Below are 19375 nucleotides of genomic sequence, written 5' to 3'. Positions count from 1 at the left end.
TAATGTCTAAATTCGATGACTTTTACAAGTGTCTTGAGGAAGATATCTCTAGATATAAGCCGGATATTTTAAATGAATTCCAGGATCGTTGGAAAAACCTGGGTGCAAAAAATGTATTTTTATGGCTGCAGGGTATTTCTGATAAAAATGAGCTTCCTGATCCGATTGAGCGTCATCTGACGGATCTGTATTTTTATTTGCGGTGAGCGAGGTGCTGCTGAAATGGCTTCGGGAAGATGCGGAGGTCTTTCAGAAATAAATCTTTTTAGAGCAGACAGAGTCAGGTCTGGAGTGTGTGTCTGTTTCGACCTGAAGAAGACGCTGGACAGTGCGTGAACGTTGAATTGATTAATATAAAATATTTTTTATAATAAAGCAGAGTTTTCTGTGGTCGCTCTTTTATAATTTTTTTCGGGCCTGTCATGGATGATTGTACAGTGATGGTTCTCATCTGACAGTCTTTGTTTCCCGACACCCTGCACGGCTTGGCCGTCGGCGGCGTGTCCTCCGGCTCGCTGGACCCGGCCTTCGACAACATGGAGTTCGGTAAAGCCGCCGCCATCCAGGGCGGCAGCTTCCAGGATCACCTGATCGGGAACCTGGAAAGCCAGGGCAATAATGTGCTTTCCGCGTTGGCGTTCAATCAGGCCGGCTCTCTGGCGGACAGCTGGATGACCGCCGACGCAGGCGCCGGGGATGCCTTTGGGGTTAATTTCTGGTGGGAGGGCGGACTGGGCCCAACTGGCCTGCACGCCGTGGCGGGCGGCACCGTCACACAAATCACGGACGGCAACTTCGGCGCCGGCGCCATGGCCGCCGGCGGCAATCAGCTAGCGGCGGGCTTCCTGACCGACACGGTGGGCGCCGCCTACGACCCGGTCACGGAGCAAGGCCAGTACAACAACTGGCGAACGGCTGCCTCCCAACTGGTTGGTCTTGTCGCCGCCGCGGCGGCGAATGATGACGTGAACCAAGGCGCCTGGATCGCCAAGCAAGCCGATACTTACAACCGCCAGCTTCACCCCGATGAGATCGCCTTCGCCATGGACGACGAGCGCGTGGCGAAATTTCAGGAAGCCCACGGCCTGACGGAAGAGCAAGCCCGCATCGAGCTCATGCGCTCCGGCGCGGCGGCGATGGACGAAGGCTGGGCGCAAGTTCTGGCCGGTGACGAAACCAACACCGCGCGGGCGCGTGAGTTCCTGGCCTCGGAGCTTCAACAGGCGGGACGAACCGATCTCTTCCAGGTCTCTGCCAGTGAGTACGCGGATCACCGCCTGAATCTGAAGGAAACCTTTGGGGACGACGAATCCTATAAAAGTATTCTCGATTATCTGGCCTTGCCGAATGAGGTGACCCGCGAGGAAATGTGGGCGGCCAGCGGAAAGGGCAGCGGTGACGCTCTGCGGGAGATGGTGACTCCTTCACTGGACGGGATTCGTGACCGCGCTGAAATGGGGCTGGATCTTGTCTTTAATGACGGACGGCAAACCTGGGGTAGCGTCAAAAGCGGGCTGGAAGACTTGACCTATAAAGGCGTTGAGACACGCCTTAAAATCATTCAGGGCGATCTGGTAGGTGCTGAATATGATTTCGGTGCTGATACGTCTGGGGTGGGGGTTGGTCTCGGTCTAAGTGGTTCAGGATATGGTTTTTTAGGAAAAAGACTGTCTGACACGCAGAAAATTTATTACCCCTCAAATGTAAAGATAGGGTATCACGCGACTCATCCGGATGTTGTTCCATTAATAAAAGAAAATGGGTTTAGGTCTGGGTTGGCTCCTGGTTGTCTAGGGTCGGGTGGAACGTATGTAAATGATACTATGGAGGGTGCAATTTCGGAATTTCAGTATCATAATCCGGGTGGGTCGCCTGAAATATTGAAGGTCGAATATGATGCGGGAGTTAATGCATTTACCAATGTTCCTCCAAAAGGCTATGTGGAAAATTTTCCATTTTATGATGTGGATAGTGTTTCAGCTCCCTCTGTAAGGCTTCCGGACACAATTAATACTAGCGTGCTTAATGGAAGTTTGAGGGTTATAGAATGAAAAAGGAGTTGGTTAGGTGTTGGAAGGTGGGCGAGATGGGGCGTCTTTATATAACATACCCAGAAGGTGATAAAGGGCACAGACTTATATTCTGTGTGAGTTGTGGGTGCGTTCATTCAGTTAATGTTGCTAAACAAATGTACATGGGGCCAGATCTGGATTCCTATTTGTCTGGAGTTCTTTGTTATGGCTGTGGCTCTGTCCTAAAGTCGAACTGGTATTTTTACCCTGATAGATTTTTAGAAGATGGGTGCGTGAAGAAATTTAAGAGGTGCCCCAGGGTTCCTGATGAATCAGGCTCGATTATTGTTGAATTTCCAGAGGTTTTTTCCTAATTTTTTATGGCCTCTTTGGTTTAAATATAATTTAGTATTAAGGTGGGGTGTGCAGTGATGGTTATTAACTGACAGTCTTTGCTTTTCCGGCATTCTGCGCGGTTTGGCCGCCAGCGGCCTCACCGCCGGCATCCAAAGCGACCCGATCAACTCCATCACCCGTGGCTTCGACCTGGGCACCGCCCAGGGCGCTCTGGGCTTCGCGGCGCACAGCGCCGGCCAGGGCCTGATCAACGCCGGCGCCACCGCCGCCATCCAGGGCGGCAGCTTCCAGGATCACCTGATCGGGAACCTGGAGAACCAGGGCAACAACGTACTTTCCGCCTTGGCTTTTCACGGAGCCGGCACGCTGGCGTCGAATATTCCTTCGACGTTGGAGCAAAGCAAGTGGTGGTTGGAGGGCGGCGCAGGGAAAACCCTCCTACATGCGGGTACGGGCGGGTTGGTCACCGGCGCCATAAGCGGCGATTTCAAGACTGGCGTAGCAGCAGGGGCTATGAATCAATTGTTTTCTCCGCATGTCGATAGCCAGGGGGCCTGGAAACCCGCGGCGTCACAGCTTGCAGGAATGTTTGGCTCGGGCCTGGTCAATGGTGACGTTGAGCAAGGTGCGTGGATAGGCAAGCAGGCGGATACATACAATCGCCAACTGCACCCGCAGGAAAAAACGCTGGCTAAGGTGCTCGCCAAAAATAGTAATGGCATATACACAGCTGAGGATATCGAAGAAACGCTTAGAGCACTTAATGATAATAAAAATGGTCGGCTCGTCACGGATGAAATGATCGTCGACTTGCGAAGTGATGCCTTGCAGGGTGAAGATTATAAAGACATCTATTTCGATTATGGTGGTGACTGGTTAGGTACTCCGGGAGAAGATGGTGTGCTTCGCTACATGGTGCAAAATCCACAAGCCCTGGATAAAGATCTGGCTGAATATGTGATAGCCAATACCGGTAAGCTGGGCTATGACTATGGTGCGCCTGTCCTGCCGGAACCTGAAGGTGAGTTCGGCGATACAATCTATCTTTCGAGATTCGATGGCGAGAACGGTTCTCAATGGCAAGACCCCTGGGGGCGGGCAGTTGGAGGTCCGCTGGAGACGGACGTGTCCAATTTCGGGTTTGAATATAACGGAGATATCGCCGCGGGGACGTATCAGTATTATTCTACTGGTTATTCTGTTGGGTATCTTTTTTTGGATGGCTCCATGACAAATTACTATCTTTTTGATTCTGATAATAATTTGGTTCATCGCTTTAAGAGTGCTGGAGTTAGTGTGTCCAAGGGTGGTAATTTCGGGCTTTTGGGTAGCATGAACAAAGGTTTGATAAGAATGGAAGAGACGAAGCGGGCTGTCGAGCAATCAGCGGGATCTGGAGTTTCAGGAAATCTTGGTGGTGCTTTTATCGTGGGCGGGAATTTAGGGCTTTCTGAAGGCCAGGCTTATGGCGGGGTTTCTTTTGGTATCGGGGTGGGGGCTGATCTTGAGGCAGAGTCTTCTGGTTATGTTGAATCTTATAAGGTTGAAGACTTTAATAAATGCCACTATGTAAGAATTATGGATTAGGGTTGTGATAATTTTAATTGGGTTTTGGGGTGTTTTCGCTGCTGCTTTAGTTGAGCATGTTTTTTATTTTTATTTTAAGTATCCGACACCTGAAGAGAACAAGAGGTTTTTTTATTATTTAAGATGGATTCCCCTGTTTTCGGCATCTTATGTTAAGGGGGTGGTTCCAGAAGATAAAATTTATTATTTCGAGTTTTTGGCGAAAGTCAGAATTTTGTTTGCCCTTGTTTTTTTGTTTGGGTTTTTGACTGAGTTTTAGTTTGGTTGAAGTTGCTTTTTCGGTGTTTGAAAATTAGTCGATTTTTTTTGGAGAGTGTAGATGAAAAGGATATTTTCGCTTGCCGCGATGTTGATTCTGGGAGGTTGCGCCACGGTGAAGCCGGTGGCGTTGGATGTGAAGGCCTTGGAGGGCAGGAGGATTGATAAGGTGGCCGCCACCGAACATCCGATGCCGGCGATGATGATATCGATAAGAATGGTTTAAGAACTGCGGATGGTGGTTATGAAACTGGCAAGTTGTTTGCCGCGAGCGCGGATGATGCGGCGAAATTCGGGAGAAATAATTTTAATCTGGATGGTGTTCCTAATTATATAATCAGGGTTGAAGTTCCTGATGAAGTTATGAGGGAAGCAAATAAATTCAGGGCTGACTTTATGGATGCTTTTTTGATTCCCGCAGGTAGGCTTGATGAGTTGAATTCTGTTCCTATGAATTATAGTCCGGTGGTGAAGTGATGGTAAAAGTCAGAGCGAAAATCAAGTTGTACAGCGGTGGAGGTAAAAGAAAAACCCCTTTTAAGAGTGGGTATCGGCCGCTATTTAATGTTCTAGAAAAAACCTTGGTTTCAGGAATGATTACCTTGCTTGATCGAGAGGATTTTAAACCTGGTGATGAAGGGGTTGTGGAAATAAATTTTCTGGAGGCGGATTGTTCTGAAGGTACGCGATTCTTTTTCTATGAAGGCGTAGAGCCGCTCGGTGAAGGTTTTATTGTTGACGCTGTGAGAGAATAGTTGAGCGGAGATCGTTTCGTAACAACCTTTGATGTCGTTTTTCCAAAATCGCCTGAATTGCTTTGTTTGGTGGGGTGTTCATGTTGTCTATATAAAAGGATATGACCCGAAAGTTGCTATTTTTGGCGCTGGGGTGGGGCTGCGGTTGGCCGCGCAAGGAAGAGGTTCTTACTAAAAACTCGATTTTTATTTTTCTGGTGAATCGGCAGGTGGGCGGAGGAATTTTATTTGGGTCGCTCTTTCGTAAGAGGCAGGCGCGACTGAATCCTCTTGCGAGGGGTTGTATAAAATTGAGGTTTTCTATAAATATAACGATGTCAATTTAATGGGGTGGCCGGGTTTTTATGTTGGCTGAGATGATGGTTATTCTATTTGTTATTCTGGAGGCCGTGTTTTTTGCCCTCTATGTGAGATTTAGGTTTGAGCGGGTTTGCAACTTTAAGGATTTGTTTTCAATCGTGCATCCGTTTTCAAATAAGCATATATATGGAAAAGTGCCGGACGAATTGCTTCCGGTTTTTGAAAAAATAAGAAGGGCTCAGGTCTGTGTGTTTTTTGGCGCATTGTTCTTTTGGCTGTTTTTTTAAATTTTAATGATTATTGGAGAGTGTAAATGAAAAGGATATTTTCGCTTGCCGCGATGTTGGTTCTGGGAGGTTGCGCCACGGTGAAGCCGGTGGCGTTGGATGTGAAGGCCTTGGAGGGCAGGAGGATTGATAAGGTGGCCGCCACCGAACATCCGATGCCGGCGATGTCGGCGATCACGCCGACCAAGGCGCAGTTCGGGTTCCTGGGCAATATGGCGATGAATGCCGCCGGCAAGAAGATCATCGAAAGCCACGATGTGGCGGACCCGGCTTCCTCCGTGTCCCGCAGTCTGGCGGGCCGGCTGGCGACTATTTTTGGCGGCGAGGCGCTGCCGCCGGGGGGTGTGGTTGAGGGGGCGGACGCCGCCGAGATCGTGGCGGCGAGCGGTGACGCGGATGTGGTGGTGGATGTGCGGACCAGTGTTTGGCAGTTGATCTATTACAAGTCGGCCTGGGGCACCTATTCGATTACTTACCGGGCCAATGCGCGTTTTATCGACGCGGCGTCCGAGGCGGTGCTGGGGACCGGCAGTTGCGCGGTTCGGCCGGAGAAAGGTTCCGAGTGGACGGCGGGTTATTCGGACTTCGAGGAGAACCGGGACGGCATCCTGACCCGGACCTTGAGCCATGTGGCGGAGCAGTGCGCCGAGCAGATCGGCGGGCAGCTGGCGGAGTACCGGGTTGGCCGCCGCTAGCCAGAAAAAGGCCGGGTCGCGGTTTTGATCGCAACCCGGCTCTTTGAGCCCCTTAACTCTTAATCCTCGATCATGGCCACGGAGTAGGGCGTGCCGCGTTCCCGGGGGAGCAGGAGCAGGGCGGTGCGCTCTTCGGCGTCGCCGTGGAGGCCCTGGAACAGGACCCGGTAGGTGAGCACGGCCTGGACGTAGGCTCGGGTTTCGCGGAACGGGATGGATTCGATCCAGACGTCCACGGGTACGGCGTCATCCTCTTTGTCGGCGAGCCATTGCTCGACCCGGTTGGGGCCGGCGTTGTAGGCGGCTAGGGCAAGGATGCGGTTGCCGTTGAACTGCTTAAGCAGGTCGGCGAGGTAGCGGCTGCCCAGGGCGATGTTGGTGTCGGGGTTCAGAATCTGCTGTTCGCCGGGCACCGCCTGGCCGGCTTCGCGGGATACGTTGCGCGCCGTGCCGGGCATCAGCTGCATCAGACCCAGAGCGCCGACCGGGGAGCGGGCGTTGGGGTAGAAGGCGCTTTCCCGGCGGGCCACGGCCATGGGCAGCCAGGGGTCGAGATTGTTGCGACGGGCGGCTTCCCGGAAGCGTTCGCGGTGGGCGGCGGGGAAGCGCCATGCGAGCACGTCCCAGGCACGGGCCTGGATCGAGGCCTGTACCGCCAGGTCATACCAGCCGGCGTCCACGGCGTATTGGGCGAGTTGGCGCTGGCGGTTTTCGTCGCTGTGCCACATCAGCCAGTTCCATTCGCTCCAGGCGAGGCCGGGCTCGTTCTGCTCGCGCAGCAGCTTGACGCGGGCCAGGGCGGGCAGGTCCGGCAGCGGCTGATCGCCGGTGGGGACGGCGTTGGCGAAGCGGTACGCTTCACCGATACGGTCGGCGGCCAGGAAACCATAGAAGTTCCGTTGCCCGGCGGCCTGCTGCCACAGGCTTCTGGCCTTGTCGTCGTCGCCGTTTTCCTCGGCGGCGCGGCCCAGCCAGTACAGCCAGCGGCTGTCCTTGCGTTCACCTTGTGACAGGCGCGCCACCCAGTCGGGGAGCTCACCCCAGTTCTGTTCGATAATGGCGCGCCGGGCACGCTGATCCAGCAAGTCGTCGCCCCCCTTTTCGCGCAGCCATTGGTCCAGCCAGTCGCGGTTGTCTTCCACGCCTCGGATGGTGGAGTACCAGGCGATGCGCTGGCCGGCGCGTTCCACCAGGGCGGCGTCGGTGAAGCCCAGATCGCCGCGTTTGTCCTCGAACCATTCCCGGGCGGTTTCGGTGTCAGTGTAGGCGAGGCGGCGGAAGCCAGCGGCGAGCAGCACCTGGCGCTGATCGTCGGCCAGATCCTTGGGCAGATCGGTGAGCGTATCCGGGTCGCCGTAGAGGTCGAGCAGCCAGTCGGCGGCGGTAGCGTAGGCGCTGTCGTCGAGCATCGGACGCAGGTAGCGCATCAGGCCCGGGCTGCGCTCGTAGAAGGCCAGTTCCATGCGCCGCCAGATTTCCTTGTCGCCGATTTGCCCGTGCTGACGGGCGGCGTTGAAGATCGGATCGCAGGCGGAAGGCCGGGAGTTGCCGGACAGCCAGAGTTCCCGGGCCTGATTGAGGGCTTCCTGGTTGCCGGCCTGCCATTGGGCGTGCCAGTACAGGCAACTCAGCTCCGTGGAGCGGGGGGCACTGTCGTAGACGGCGCGGGCGGCGTCCCAGCGCTCGTCCCGCGCGTAAGCCACCAGGGCCAATTGGCGGATGTCGTTGGGAAGCGGGGAGTCCGGGTAGCGTTCGGCGTAGTCCCGGACCCGCTGGGGGTTCAGGTCGGGGAGGGCGGCGCGCAGCCGGTGAAAGTCCAGGTAGGCCTGTAGCGGATGGTGGTCGCCAAGGTGGTTCTGGGCACGGCTGAGGGTTTCCCAGTCGTCGTTGCGGGCGGCGTGCAACGCCTCCTGGAAAGGGGTATCGGCGGCCTGGGCCGGCATGGCGACGATCACGGCGATCACGGCCAGAACTGCGGAACGGAACATCCTTGCCTCCACGACTGCATCTGTTGGCCCTATTCTAGCCAGGACCAGGCGGCCCCGCGTCGTGTTTATGTAAAACTTGGCCGCCCCGAAAACCCGCCTGGGTCCGACCCGGTGGCTTCCTTTATACTGCCGCCTTCATTGGTGGCAGGAAGTGGCATGGAAAACAGCACGCAATTGCTTCGCCGGCAGGCGCAACTCCTGGCCGGACGTCGCGCCCTGGTGGTGGAGGCGAACGACCCGGAACTGGCGACGCTGCCCGCCGAGCAGCTTTATCTGCACGCTGATGATTACACCGTGGGCGCCCATCAGTGGGCGCCGTTGCCCACCTTGCCGGACGACGTGGACCTGGTGATTCTGCCACTGCCGAAGGCCGCCGAACGGCTGGAATTGCTGCTGCGTGCGCTGGCCGGCGCCGTGGACGTGGCGCTGGAAGTGTGGCTGGTGGGCCCCGCCAAGGGCGGTATTCGTGGTGGGGTGACGCGCCTGTCCCGGTTCGCCGACGAGGTCACGCTGGTGGACAGCGCCCGTCATTGCAAGCTCTACCGGGCCATGCTGCGGCCGGGGCCGGCGCTGGCGCTGGAAGACGTGGCGTCCTGGGTGAAGGTCGGCGATCTTGAGATGGTCAGCTACCCCGGGGTATTCAGCCATGGCCGCCTCGATGAGGGTACGGCCCTGCTGCTGGATGCGCTTGCCGAAGGGCTGCCCCGGGGTAAGGTACTGGACATGGGCTGTGGGGGCGGCGCCCTCAGCGCCACCCTGGCCCACGGCGGCTGCCATGTCACCGCCACCGATGTGAGCGCCACCGCGGTGGCCGCCACCACCGCCACCCTGGAGCGCAACCATTTGCAGGGCAAGGTGGTGGGCGGCGATCTCTACGAGGGCGTGGCCGGGCGTTACCAGGCGGTGATCACCAACCCGCCGTTCCATGATGGTCGCGACCGCACCACGTCGATCACCCGCCGGTTGATCGAGAAGGCCCCGGCGCACCTGGAAGGTGATGGGGTGCTGTGGATGGTGGCGAACCGGGAGCTGCCCTACGTGCAGTGGCTGGACGGTGCTTTCAAGCACGTTCAGGTGATGCGCGAGACCAATCGCTTCCGGGTCTACCGGGCGATGCGCTGAGGCGCGTTCAGCGTACATATCCCGGGCCCCGGCTGCGCGTTCGCAGGTAGCTGGCGAAGCGCGGCAGGCCACTCTTGGTGTGGCCGTGGTACTGGTAGGTGACGATGCTGCCGATGGGCGGCGGGTTGGCCCGCTCCGCGTCGCTGAAGCCGGTGCCAAGCCGGAAATGCAGGCCGGACGGCGTTTCCACCAGCAGGGCGCCCATCATGCCTTCCAGCCTGCCTTCACCGGGCAGGTGCGCCACCACCCGGCCTTCGGCGTCCCGGTAGGGCTTGAGCTTGAGCAGATCGTCGGACCGGTAGCCGCGATAGGGGGCGCTGCCCCGGTGCAGCATCAACCCCTCGCCGCCGGCGGCCACCACCTGGTCCAGCCAGGCCATGAGTTGATCCCGGTCGGCCACCCGTTGCTGAGGCACCGGCCTGAGATGTGGAGCGGGCCGGTTTTCGAGCAAGGCGCGCAGTTCGCGCAGGCGTTTATCGAAGGGGCCGCTGGCCTTGGGCAGGTCGAACACCATGTAATAGATGTTCCGCCATTGCTCCGGTTGCGGCTCGGCGCGGCCCAGCGCGCCCATCAGCCGGGCGAAGGTGCCGCGCCCGCGCCACAGTTCTCCGTCCATGGGCTGATCCGGAAACCCCTCGGTGAAGCCAGGCGGGGTGTGGATGATGTTGCCATTGCGACTGATCAGCCGCCGGCCGTCCCAGTAGGCGCGCACGCCGTCGAATTTCTCGCTGACCCAGTAATCGGCCAGGTTGACGTCGTCCTGGTAGACGTTGGCCAGCATCAGGGCCGGCGTGGTCTTGCCGTGGCCTACGGTGGCGGCCACGGTGAGGAACACCACGATCACGGTGACCACGAAATACACAATCGGTCGGGACATGCTTCCTGCCTCCCTGTGGTTGTTCAAATCCTGAACAACCAGTCTCGATCGTGAGGGAGACGACGGCTATCGGCGCCGTGCTGAAAGTCGTGTAAGCAAAATCCCAATCGAAGTGTGGCAATTTGGCGGGTTTCGTAGGAGAAAATCCCAGGCTTTGAAACCAAAAAAGGGCCGCCGAGGCGACCCTTTCGAGTTTGGAGCGGGTGAAGGGAATCGAACCCTCGTCGTAAGCTTGGGAAGCTTCTGCTCTACCATTGAGCTACACCCGCGATGGGCGGCTATTACACCGGGAAACCGGGCCGCTGTCCAGGGGGCCATGGGCCATGGCCACCCGGAGTAGCCTTGCCATGCCGGTAAATCATGAGGCGGTAGCGGGTCATGGCGTAGTACACCCATCCACGGTGTGGGCTGCGTTCATGTGTTGTTGCCGGTCCCGCGGGGCCACGTCTTCCTGGCGGGTCGCGGTCACGGACCGGCGAAAGTCCCGAATCAGTTGCCGGGTTATCGGCCCCACCGGCCATTCAGTGGTGCCGGTTCGCTCCACCAGGGCCACCACCGGCTGCAGCTCCACCGAGGTACCGGCGGTGAACACCTCGGAGGCGCGGCGCAATTCCTCGAGGGTCACGGCCCTCTCCTCGACCCGCAGGCCGCGCTGGCGGGCCAGCTCCATGACATGACGTTTGGTGATCCCGTCCAGGAAGCAGGTCGGCAGGGGCGAGGTCAGCACGCCGTCGCGGATCATCAACAGGTTGGTGGCCGTGGTCTCCGCCACCAGCCCTTCGCTGTCGAGCAGCAGCGCATCGTCGCAGCCCGCCGCCGTGGCGGCATGGCGCGCCAGGGTGCCGATCATGTAGAGCCCGGAGCATTTGGCTTCGGTGGGAGAGGTGTCCGGGCGCGGGCGGCGCCAATGGGCCAGATGCAGCCGGATGCCTTCCTCCGCGCGGCCCTGGGAGGCCGCCGTGGGCCAGTCCCAGGCCGCGATGGCCACGTGGATGCGGGCATGCGGTGAAGCGATGGAGACGCTTTCCGTGCCGCGCCAGGCCAGTGGCCGGATGTAGGCATCGTCGAGCTGATTGGCCCAAAGCACCGCGTTGATGGCCTGGCTCAGTTCGTCCGATGACCAGGGCAAGCGGTAGTCGAGCAGCACGGCGGAGCGCTGAAAGCGCTCCAGGTGGGGGGCATCGAGAAACACCCGTCCGCCATAGGCGCGCATGCCTTCGAACACGGCCCCGCCCATATGCAGCGCATGGGTAAGCACATGCAGACGCGCCTCGCGCCAGGGTAGTAACTCGCCATCGAGCCAGATCAGGCCATCACGATCGTCGAGGGAAGTGAGCATGGGGCACACCGCGTATTGGTTGTCGATGGCTCCAGTGTGCCGCCTGCTGGCCATCGGCACGAGTGAGCAAATCTCAGAGGACATTGAGTTTTGATCCGGGGCCGCTGAGGGGCGCTCGCGCTCTCGATCCATCCGGTCGCTTACCTCCTGGTCCGATCATGGATCACGATCTGGAAGACTGCCGCTCATTCGGCCTCTATAGTGAAATGCGGTGAATTCAAAGAGGAACAGGGTGATGCGTCTTCTGGTGCTTGGGGCAGGGGGGATCGGTGGCTATTTTGGCGGACGCCTGGCCGCCGCCGGTGTCGACGTGCGTTTCCTGGTGCGCTCACGGCGCGCCGCACAGCTCGCCGATAGCGGGCTCGTGATCAAGAGCCCTCTGGGTGATCTGGTCACTCCGGTGAGCACCGTGACCGAAGCGCCATCACCGGTGGACGCCGTGCTGCTGGCCTGCAAGGCCTACGATCTTGAGGGCGCCGTGGAAGCCATTGCCCCCGCTGTCGGCCCCTCCACCTTGATCGTGCCATTGCTCAACGGCATGCGGCATCTGGACTACCTGGATGCGCGCTTCGGCGCGGAACGGATTCTGGGGGGGCTGTGCCACATCGGCGCGGCTCTTGGCGCCGCCGGCGAGGTGTTGCATCTCAACACGTTGCAGCTCCTGGTGCTGGGCGCGCGCGCCGAGGGTCAGCGGGACGCCGCCCGCGCTCTGCATGGGGTGCTGAAACAAGGTGGTTTCGCGCCGGTGCTGAGCCCGGACATCCAGCGGGAGATGTGGGAAAAGTTCGTCTTCCTGACCACCTACGCCGGTATGACGACGCTGATGCGCGCGCCGATCGGCGCCATATTGCGGGCCCAAGAGGGCGAAGCGCTGGTGCGCCGTATGCTTGGCGAATGCGTCGCCACCGCCGCCGCGTCCCGGTACATACCCTCCCAGGAGGCCTATGACCGGATGCTGGCGACGCTGACCCAGCATGGTTCCAGCGGCACCGCCTCGATGCTACGTGACCTGCAAGGCGGCGGGGCCACCGAGCATGACCACATCATCGGAGACATGGTGCGCCGCGCGCGCGAAGCAGGGTCGGAGGCGCCGTTGTTGAGAGTGAGTCTCGCCCATATGCAGGCCTACGACGCCCTCCGCGTCGCCGCCGGGTAGCCGCCTCCAGTGAGCAAATCTCAGATGAAGCTGAGTTTTGCTCGCTGGGGAACGGAGCGGCTTCGGGGTGATTTCCTGTTTAATGGGGCCATGAACGACCCCATGACCCACGGGAGGATGGTCCGGCCATGCGCATCCCTGTTCCACTGAATGCACTGCGTGCCTTCGAGGCGGCGGCACGCCATCTTTCCATCAAGGAAGCGGCCCTGGAACTGGCCGTCACGCCGTCCGCCGTGAGCCATCAGTTGCGTACGCTGGAGGACATGCTGGGCGTGACGTTGCTGCGTCGCGCGGGGACCGGGTTGGAACTGACCCCGGCTGGCCAGCGGCTGGCGCCGGGCCTGCATCAGGGTTTGACGCTGATCGCCGAAGCGGTGGCGGGTGTGCGCGAGGAGCGGCGCGAGGGGCCGCTGCGGGTGAACATGCTGCCCACGTTCGCCACCAACTGGCTGTCGCCGCGTCTGAGTCTGTACCCGTTTGAACGGCGGGGTTTCTCGTTGGACATCTCCACCACCCAGGAGGATGTGGATCTGGCGGCGGGTGTGGCGGACGCCGGCATCTGGTACGGCGGTGGGCAATGGCCTGGCCTGGAAGCGGATTTGCTGTTCGAGGCCACCATCGACCTGTATGGCCGGCCGGGCTTCGCGTCTGGCGCGCACCGCGCGCGCATCGAGCGGGTTTCCCGGGCCAATCTGTTCGTTTCCCGACACTGCCTGACCTGGCGCCGCTGGATGGACAGTCTGCCCGGTGGGCCTTTCGAACCCGCCATGGTTACCCGCGTGGATTCCGGCGGGCTTACCCTGCAGGCCGCCGCCGACGGCGCCGGGGTATCGATTGCCGTGTGTGAGCTGGCGGAAAGCGCCGTGCGTTTGGGGCGTCTGGAGTCGGTTTTCAAGCACCCGGTGAAGGCGGGAGTCGGCTTCTGGCTGGTCTATCCCAAGGCGTTGAGTGAGGACCGCCGCCTCGACAACCTGCGGGGCTGGCTGCGCGAACAGGTCGGTGACGGCGCCGGCCACTGATGGCGACGGGAAAAATATTCAACCGTGGCTGAGATATTCGCGCTTGGTCCGGCGCCGGAACGCGCGGCAGACTCGGGCGTATTGCCCGGCGCCGGGTTCTGGACCGGTGCCGCCGTTCCTCTTGCCAGGAGATGCCCATGCAGTCCGATTTCATTCGATGCCAGCAAGATCCCGCCGGCTACGCCGAGCTGATCATTGACCGGCCCGCCGCCCGCAATGCCCTGTGCCGCTCCCTGACCGACGCCATGGCCGATCATCTTGAACGGCTGGCCGCCGCGCCCGACGTGCGGGTGGTGCTGCTGCGTGCGGAGGGGGATCATTTCGCCGCCGGCGCCGATATCAAGGAAATGCTCGACATCAGCGCGGAGCAGGCCCGTGGCACGGATTTCGCCGGCTGCTGCGCGCCGCTGGGTGACTTCCCGAAGCCGGTGGTGGCACTGGTGCAGGGCTTTGCCCTGGGCGGCGGCTGCGAGCTGGTGGAGATGTGCGACATCGTGCTGGCGGCGGAGAACGCCGTATTCGGCCATCCGGAGGTGCGGGTTGGTACCCTGTCCGGGGCGGGCGGCACCCAGCGTCTGCCGCGCTTGCTGGGCATGGCCAAGGCGCTGGATCTGCTGCTCACCGGGCGCCGCATGGATGCCCGGGAGGCGGAGCGTGGCGGCTTGGTTTCGCGTGTGGTGCCGACGGAGCATCTGCTGGAGGAGGGGCGCCGGCTGGTGGCCGACATGGCGTCGCTGTCCGGGGAGGTCCTGCTGCTGATCAAGCGGACCGCGCGATCCGGCGCCAGCCTTCCGCTGCAAGAAGGGTTGCGCCGGGAACGGGCCGCTTTCCATCACAGCCTCTCACTGGCTGATCGTGAGGAGGGCATGCGAGCATTCCTGGAAAAACGGGCGCCCCGGTTCAATATCCACTCATGACCCAGCGCCATAACACGGAGCACGACCATGCCAATGTCCGATTTCAGCACCCCGCCGGATCAACGTTACTTCGAGGACTACCAGAAAGGAGCGACGTTCGAGTACGGTCCCATTGGCGCCGAACAGAGCGACATTATCGACTTCGCGCGCCGTTTCGACCCACAGGCCATGCACATCAATCCCGAAGCGGCGGCGCGGGGCCCCTTCCAGGGGCTGATCGCCAGCGGCTGGCACACCATCGGGCTGATGATGCGGTTGTTCGTGGATCATTACCTCACCTCGGTGGCCAGCCTGGCTTCGCCGGGGGTGGACGAGGTGCGTTGGATTAAGCCGGTGCGCCCTGGCGATCAGCTACGCGTGCGGCTGACCATCACCGATGCCCGGCCTTCGCGGTCCAAGCCGGATCGCGGCCTGGTGCATACCCTGGTGGAGGGGATCAATCAGAACGGTGAGGTGGTGGCGAGCTTCAAGGCGATGAACCTGATCGGGCGCCGACCGGCGGGCCAATAAGCCCCGGAGTCGGGAGGGGAACCGGCACGCCGATGGGCGTGCCGGTGGTCGGGCTCAGCCGCGCTTTGGTTGCTTGACCATGCGCAGGTAGGGTTTTTTCTCGTCCCAGCCTTCCGGGAACAGCTTGGCGGCTTCCTCGTTGTTCAGCGAGGGCACGATGATCACGTCCTTGCCCTCGGTCCAGTTCACCGGGGTGGCCACCTTGTAGCCGTCGGTGAGCTGCAGGCTGTCGATGACCCGCAGGATCTCGTCGAAGTTACGGCCGGTGCTGGCCGGATAGGTGATGGTCAGACGGATCTTCTTGTTGGGGTCGATGATGAACACGCTGCGCACCGTGAGGGTGTTGTCGGCATTGGGGTGGATCATGCCGTACAGGTTGGACACGGTGCGGTCGGCGTCGGCGAGCAGCGGGAAGTTGAGGGCTGAGCCCTGGGTTTCCTCAATGTCGCCGCACCAGGCGTTGTGGTCGTCCAGCGGGTCCACCGACAGGCCGATGGTCTTGACGTTGCGCTTGTCGAACTCGGGCTTCAGGCGCGCCACCTCACCCAGCTCGGTGGTGCACACCGGGGTGAAGTCCTTGGGGTGGGAGAACAGCACCACCCAGCTGTCGCCGGCCCAGTCGTGGAAGGAAATCGGGCCTTCGGTGGAATCCTGTTTGAAATCCGGGGCGGTATCGCCGAGCTGCAGTGCCATGTCGTGCCTCCTGGTCTGTGTAATCACGAATCCGTTGAATACCAATGTTCCAAACATAGAGGCTTGCACGCCGCCTTTAAAGGGCCGTGAAAGAAAGAATCGAGCTAAGCAAATAGCGCCGGGCGGGGCCCGGCGCATGGGCTATACCGTGGCCACCATCTGCAGGCGGTTGAGGGTGCGCTCCTCCAGGCGGTCGAGCCGTTCGCGGCAGGCCCGGAAGGTGCGGCTGATGCGGGTGGTGTTGCCGATCATCCACAGCTTTGGCCAGGTGCTTTTCTCGCCGGCGCGGATGAAGGCGCGCACATCATCCAGGGACGGATTGCTGAGCACGCGCAGAGCATTGAGCGGTTGGCGCGGTGGAATCAGGTTGATATCGCCGATGTAGCGTTGCTTCACCACGGTTTGCGCCTTGTCCACGATCAGCCCCAGGTCGTTGGATTGCACCCGGCGACGCACCAGCTCCAGCGCGTAGTGCAGGTTCATGGACACATTGCGGATCGCCCAGTCGCCCAGGGTACTGAGGCTGGAGTTGGTGCTTTCGCTGCGCGGCAGGAACGGCACCACATGGGGGTTGGTCTGGCTGACGATGGAGTGGTTGACGCCGAACAGCCGCGACAGGCGGCGAATCGGCAGGTCGTCCTGGATCGAGCCGTCCACGAACTTGCGGCCGGGAATATAGGGTACCCGCTCGCCGTCCAGGCTCTTGGCCCACAGGGTCACCGGCGGGTAGATGCCGGGAATCGCACAGCTGGCCAGGGCCGCCTTGCGGATCAACACATTGGGCGAGGTGCGCCAGTTAAGCAGGCGGGCGTGCTGGTTGCGGTCGTAGGGGCTGACCGTGATGTTGATTTCGCGGCCGGTCTTGCGATACGCCTCTTCGAAGGTGAGGTCCTGGATGTTCTCTTCCAGGCAGGCTTCCAGATGGTCGCCATCGAGCACCGGGGTGCCGCGCAGCACGCCCTTCCAGCCAATCGCCCGGAACGCTTCCAGATACAGGTTCTCCGGCTCCAGCTTGGCGGCCAGCTCGCTGTCGTTGTGGGTGCCGACCACGGCGGCGACGATGCTGCCGGCGCTGGAGCCGGAAATCACCGACGGTAGCAGGCCGTGCTCCCAAAGCGTCTTGACCACGCCCACGTGGAACAGGCCCAGGGCGGCGCCGCCGGACAGCATCAGGCAGCTTTGCCCGAAGGCGGCGCCGGTGGTCTCGAAGAAGTCCAGTTTCTGTTTGAGCCCGAAGTCCTTGAAGTCGCCGTCACAGACCCACTCCAGAGCGGTGCACACCTCATCCAGGTAACGCTCGATGAGTTGCTTGGTACCGACCCGGGCGTGGCCATAGAGGGCCGGGTTGGAGATATTGCCCAGGTTGCCGTGCAGCCCTTCGTGGAGGTGGAACACCAGCTTGTTGACGTCGCCACGCTCGCGGGCCTGGCGGATCTGCCACAGTCGGTTGCGGATCAGTTCGTAGTCGTAGTGCGGGGAGCGGTCGATTTCCTTCCAGTCATTGGCGCCGGACAGCCGGTCGTGTTCACGGCTGGCCTCGAGCCATTCCTCATGGGTGCTGGCGTGCTCGATGGCGCGCTCAAGCTGCTTGAGCGTGCGTTTCATTGGCGGTTCTCCCTGGCACTTTTATTGTGTTCGCGGGCCAGTCTAGCGGCGGTCGGCGCGCTTTCATCGCTTGGATTGTCCGACAAGACATTAATATTGACATCGAACAATGTCAAAAAGAAACGGCGCTCTCAGCCAGCGTCCCGGAGGCCGCGGCGCCACTGGCCCGGCGTCAGCCCGGTGCGGCGTTTGAAGCTGCGCTGGAAGCAGCGGATGTCCGCGTAACCCAGGTCCTCGGCGATCTCGCCCTGAGGGCAGTCACTGTCGCGCAGCCGCTGCTTGGCGCGCTCCAGGCGCACGTCGTCGAGGATACGCTGCCAGCCGGTGCCCTCGGCGGCCAGGCGGCGATGCAGGGTGCGGGTATTCAGGCGCAGTTCCCGGGCCACCTGGTCGCGGTCCGGCAGGCGACCCCCCAAGGCGGCCTCCAGGCACTGGCGCACGCGCTGTCCCAGGCTGGTGGCGATGCCCAGGGCCTGTAGCTGGCGGGCGGCATGGGCCTCCAGGGTCGACAGCAGGGTAGGGTCCGGCTGGCGCAGGGGGTAGTCCAGTAACCGTCGCGGGCCGATCAGCGCTGAATAGGGACGGTTGAAGCGCACCGGACAACGGAACACCCGCTCGTATTCGCGCTGCTGGTGCAGAAAGCGGGGCCCGGGATGCTCGAACCATACCTCGCCGGGCGCCAGCCTCAGATCGCCGGTGAGCCAGCGGGTGTAGTGCAGCCAGGAGCCGAACACGTTCTCGATCAGATGGCGGCGCGCCGGCTGGCGAGGATAACGGCAATGCCAGAGAATTTCCGAGTGTTCTTCGTGCAGGCGGGTTTCCGTGGTACCCATGTCGCCGACCAGCTTTTCGTAGCGGGACACCTTGGACAGCGCCTCGCCCACGGTGCCGGCGCTCATCGCGATGTAGCCCATCACGTTGTAGGAGCCGGGCTGCACGTGCTCGCTGGTGTGCAGCCCGAACAGCGGGTCGTTGCCGCGCTCGATCAGTTCATTGAGCAGCCGCTCGAAGCGGGCGCCGCGAATGCGCGCTTCAGGGTCGGTAAGCTCGGTGGCGGCGATGCCCGCTGTGGCCAGGGCCTGGTCCACGTCCACGCGCAGAACCCGGGCGCTGGCCAGGTACTGGCGCAGCGCCGCCACCGAGATGAAACCCAGCGGGTCCATGCCGGCGTGTTACTCCAGCTCGAAGGTGATCTGCACGCTGGCGGTGACGTCCTGCTCGCCGGGGCGGTAGCTCTCGGCGCTGTCTTCCTTGGCCATGGCGGCGCGCATCATGATTGGCTGGGGCATCTGGTAGCCCTGGGCATTGATCTGCATGGCCTCGCCGAGGTCGCGGCCAGCGGCGCGGGCCAGAATCCTGGCCTTGTCGCGGGCGTCCTCGACCGCTTTTTCCAGTGCCTGCCGGGCCAGTTCGTCGGCGTTGCTGATTTCGCTGCCGGCCGGACGAAGTTCCTTGAGGCCCTGGCCGGCCAGGCCGTCGGCCAGTTCCGCGTAGCGTTCCACCCCGGACACCTTGAAGGTGACCTCACGGCTGACCTGATGGCCGATCAGCTTGCGTTCGGGCTGGTACTGCCACTCCGGACTGATCTGGATATCGCTGGCGGTGACGCTCTTTTCCGGGATATCCAGGTCATCGGCCAGGTCCAGCATCGCCCGCACCTGGTCGTCCACGGTGCTTTTCATGGCGGCGATGTCATCGCCCCGTTCGCGGGCCACGGCGGTCAGCGAGAACACATCCGGGCGCGCCTTGACGCTGCCCTCGCCGGACACATTGACGGTGTCCCGCTGTTGCGGCCCGGCGGGCGCGCCGCAGGCGGTGAGCAGCAGGGCGGCCAGCAGGCCGGCGAACAGGGGGGCGGGTTTTACCATGTTGATCTCCTTGATCGGGGGCTGGTTCAG

The 19375-nt window shown here is 61.0% G+C and carries 18 protein-coding genes and 1 tRNA gene; 11 read left to right on the top strand and 8 right to left on the bottom strand.

All coding sequences use genetic code 11. The features are described 5' to 3' along the window. Window positions 1–2: 2 nt before the first annotated feature. The 6 genes from JF515_RS01305 (at window position 3) to JF515_RS01280 (ending at window position 6251) form a co-directional block, all read left to right on the top strand. Window positions 3–206, top strand: coding sequence for a hypothetical protein (locus JF515_RS01305; protein ID WP_203100164.1), 204 nt, complete (start codon window positions 3–5; stop codon window positions 204–206). A 255-nt stretch (window positions 207–461) separates the two neighbouring features. After that, window positions 462–2051 (top strand): hypothetical protein, encoded by a 1590-nt coding sequence (locus JF515_RS01300; RefSeq protein ID WP_203100162.1) that lies wholly within the window; start codon window positions 462–464, stop codon window positions 2049–2051. 438 nt (window positions 2052–2489) lie between these two features. Continuing rightward, window positions 2490–3956 carry a DUF637 domain-containing protein gene (locus JF515_RS01295; protein WP_203100160.1) on the top strand — a complete coding sequence of 489 codons (1467 nt, stop codon included), beginning with the start codon at window positions 2490–2492 and terminating at the stop codon, window positions 3954–3956. Between the two features lie 319 nt (window positions 3957–4275). Beyond that, entirely contained in the window at window positions 4276–4440 is a 165-nt protein-coding gene (locus JF515_RS01290; protein ID WP_203100158.1) for a hypothetical protein, read from the top strand. Window positions 4441–4690: 250 nt separating this feature from the next. Beyond that, on the top strand, window positions 4691–4969 hold the full coding sequence (locus JF515_RS01285; RefSeq protein ID WP_203100157.1) for a hypothetical protein: 279 nt from the start codon (window positions 4691–4693) through the stop codon (window positions 4967–4969). 613 nt (window positions 4970–5582) lie between these two features. After that, window positions 5583–6251, top strand: coding sequence for a hypothetical protein (locus tag JF515_RS01280; RefSeq protein ID WP_203100155.1), 669 nt, complete (start codon window positions 5583–5585; stop codon window positions 6249–6251). Window positions 6252–6310: 59 nt separating this feature from the next. On the opposite strand, the gene JF515_RS01275 is transcribed toward JF515_RS01280, so the two are convergent. Continuing rightward, entirely contained in the window at window positions 6311–8239 is a 1929-nt protein-coding gene (locus tag JF515_RS01275; RefSeq protein WP_203100154.1) for a transglycosylase SLT domain-containing protein, read from the bottom strand. A gap of 156 nt (window positions 8240–8395) precedes the next feature. On the opposite strand from JF515_RS01275, the gene JF515_RS01270 reads away from it, so the two are divergent. Beyond that, window positions 8396–9361 (top strand): methyltransferase, encoded by a 966-nt coding sequence (locus JF515_RS01270; protein WP_203100152.1) that lies wholly within the window; start codon window positions 8396–8398, stop codon window positions 9359–9361. 7 nt (window positions 9362–9368) lie between these two features. Here the strand turns inward: JF515_RS01270 and JF515_RS01265 are convergent, their stop codons facing one another. From JF515_RS01265 to ilvE, 3 genes are all read right to left on the bottom strand, one after another. Then, entirely contained in the window at window positions 9369–10238 is an 870-nt protein-coding gene (locus tag JF515_RS01265; protein ID WP_203100150.1) for a DNA ligase, read from the bottom strand. Between the two features lie 195 nt (window positions 10239–10433). Then, window positions 10434–10507: transfer RNA gene (locus JF515_RS01260), tRNA-Gly, on the bottom strand. A gap of 107 nt (window positions 10508–10614) precedes the next feature. After that, window positions 10615–11577 (bottom strand): branched-chain-amino-acid transaminase, encoded by a 963-nt coding sequence (ilvE, locus tag JF515_RS01255; protein ID WP_203100148.1) that lies wholly within the window; start codon window positions 11575–11577, stop codon window positions 10615–10617. 247 nt (window positions 11578–11824) lie between these two features. On the opposite strand from ilvE, the gene JF515_RS01250 reads away from it, so the two are divergent. From JF515_RS01250 to JF515_RS01235, 4 genes are all read left to right on the top strand, one after another. After that, window positions 11825–12733 (top strand): 2-dehydropantoate 2-reductase, encoded by a 909-nt coding sequence (locus JF515_RS01250; RefSeq protein WP_203100146.1) that lies wholly within the window; start codon window positions 11825–11827, stop codon window positions 12731–12733. A 128-nt stretch (window positions 12734–12861) separates the two neighbouring features. Beyond that, on the top strand, window positions 12862–13752 hold the full coding sequence (locus tag JF515_RS01245; RefSeq protein ID WP_203100144.1) for a LysR substrate-binding domain-containing protein: 891 nt from the start codon (window positions 12862–12864) through the stop codon (window positions 13750–13752). A gap of 137 nt (window positions 13753–13889) precedes the next feature. Then, window positions 13890–14669 (top strand): enoyl-CoA hydratase/isomerase family protein, encoded by a 780-nt coding sequence (locus tag JF515_RS01240; RefSeq protein ID WP_203100142.1) that lies wholly within the window; start codon window positions 13890–13892, stop codon window positions 14667–14669. Window positions 14670–14696: 27 nt separating this feature from the next. Continuing rightward, window positions 14697–15179, top strand: a complete 483-nt coding sequence (locus JF515_RS01235) for a MaoC family dehydratase (RefSeq protein WP_203100140.1) — start codon at window positions 14697–14699, stop codon at window positions 15177–15179. Window positions 15180–15233: 54 nt separating this feature from the next. On the opposite strand, the gene JF515_RS01230 is transcribed toward JF515_RS01235, so the two are convergent. From JF515_RS01230 to JF515_RS01215, 4 genes are all read right to left on the bottom strand, one after another. Further along, entirely contained in the window at window positions 15234–15872 is a 639-nt protein-coding gene (locus JF515_RS01230) for a peroxiredoxin (RefSeq protein WP_203100138.1), read from the bottom strand. Window positions 15873–16013: 141 nt separating this feature from the next. Continuing rightward, on the bottom strand, window positions 16014–17477 hold the full coding sequence (locus JF515_RS01225) for a DUF3336 domain-containing protein (protein WP_203100136.1): 1464 nt from the start codon (window positions 17475–17477) through the stop codon (window positions 16014–16016). A gap of 131 nt (window positions 17478–17608) precedes the next feature. Continuing rightward, the gene (locus JF515_RS01220) at window positions 17609–18640 is read right to left on the bottom strand and encodes an AraC family transcriptional regulator (RefSeq protein WP_203100134.1); all 1032 of its coding nucleotides are present in this window, start codon (window positions 18638–18640) and stop codon (window positions 17609–17611) included. 9 nt (window positions 18641–18649) lie between these two features. Next, the gene (locus tag JF515_RS01215; protein WP_203100132.1) at window positions 18650–19345 is read right to left on the bottom strand and encodes an SIMPL domain-containing protein; all 696 of its coding nucleotides are present in this window, start codon (window positions 19343–19345) and stop codon (window positions 18650–18652) included. Window positions 19346–19375: the final 30 nt, after the last annotated feature.

Source organism: Alloalcanivorax marinus, assembly GCF_016785095.1.
GTDB lineage: Bacteria > Pseudomonadota > Gammaproteobacteria > Pseudomonadales > Alcanivoracaceae > Alloalcanivorax > Alloalcanivorax marinus_A.
This window is presented reverse-complemented; position numbering and strand designations above follow the sequence as displayed.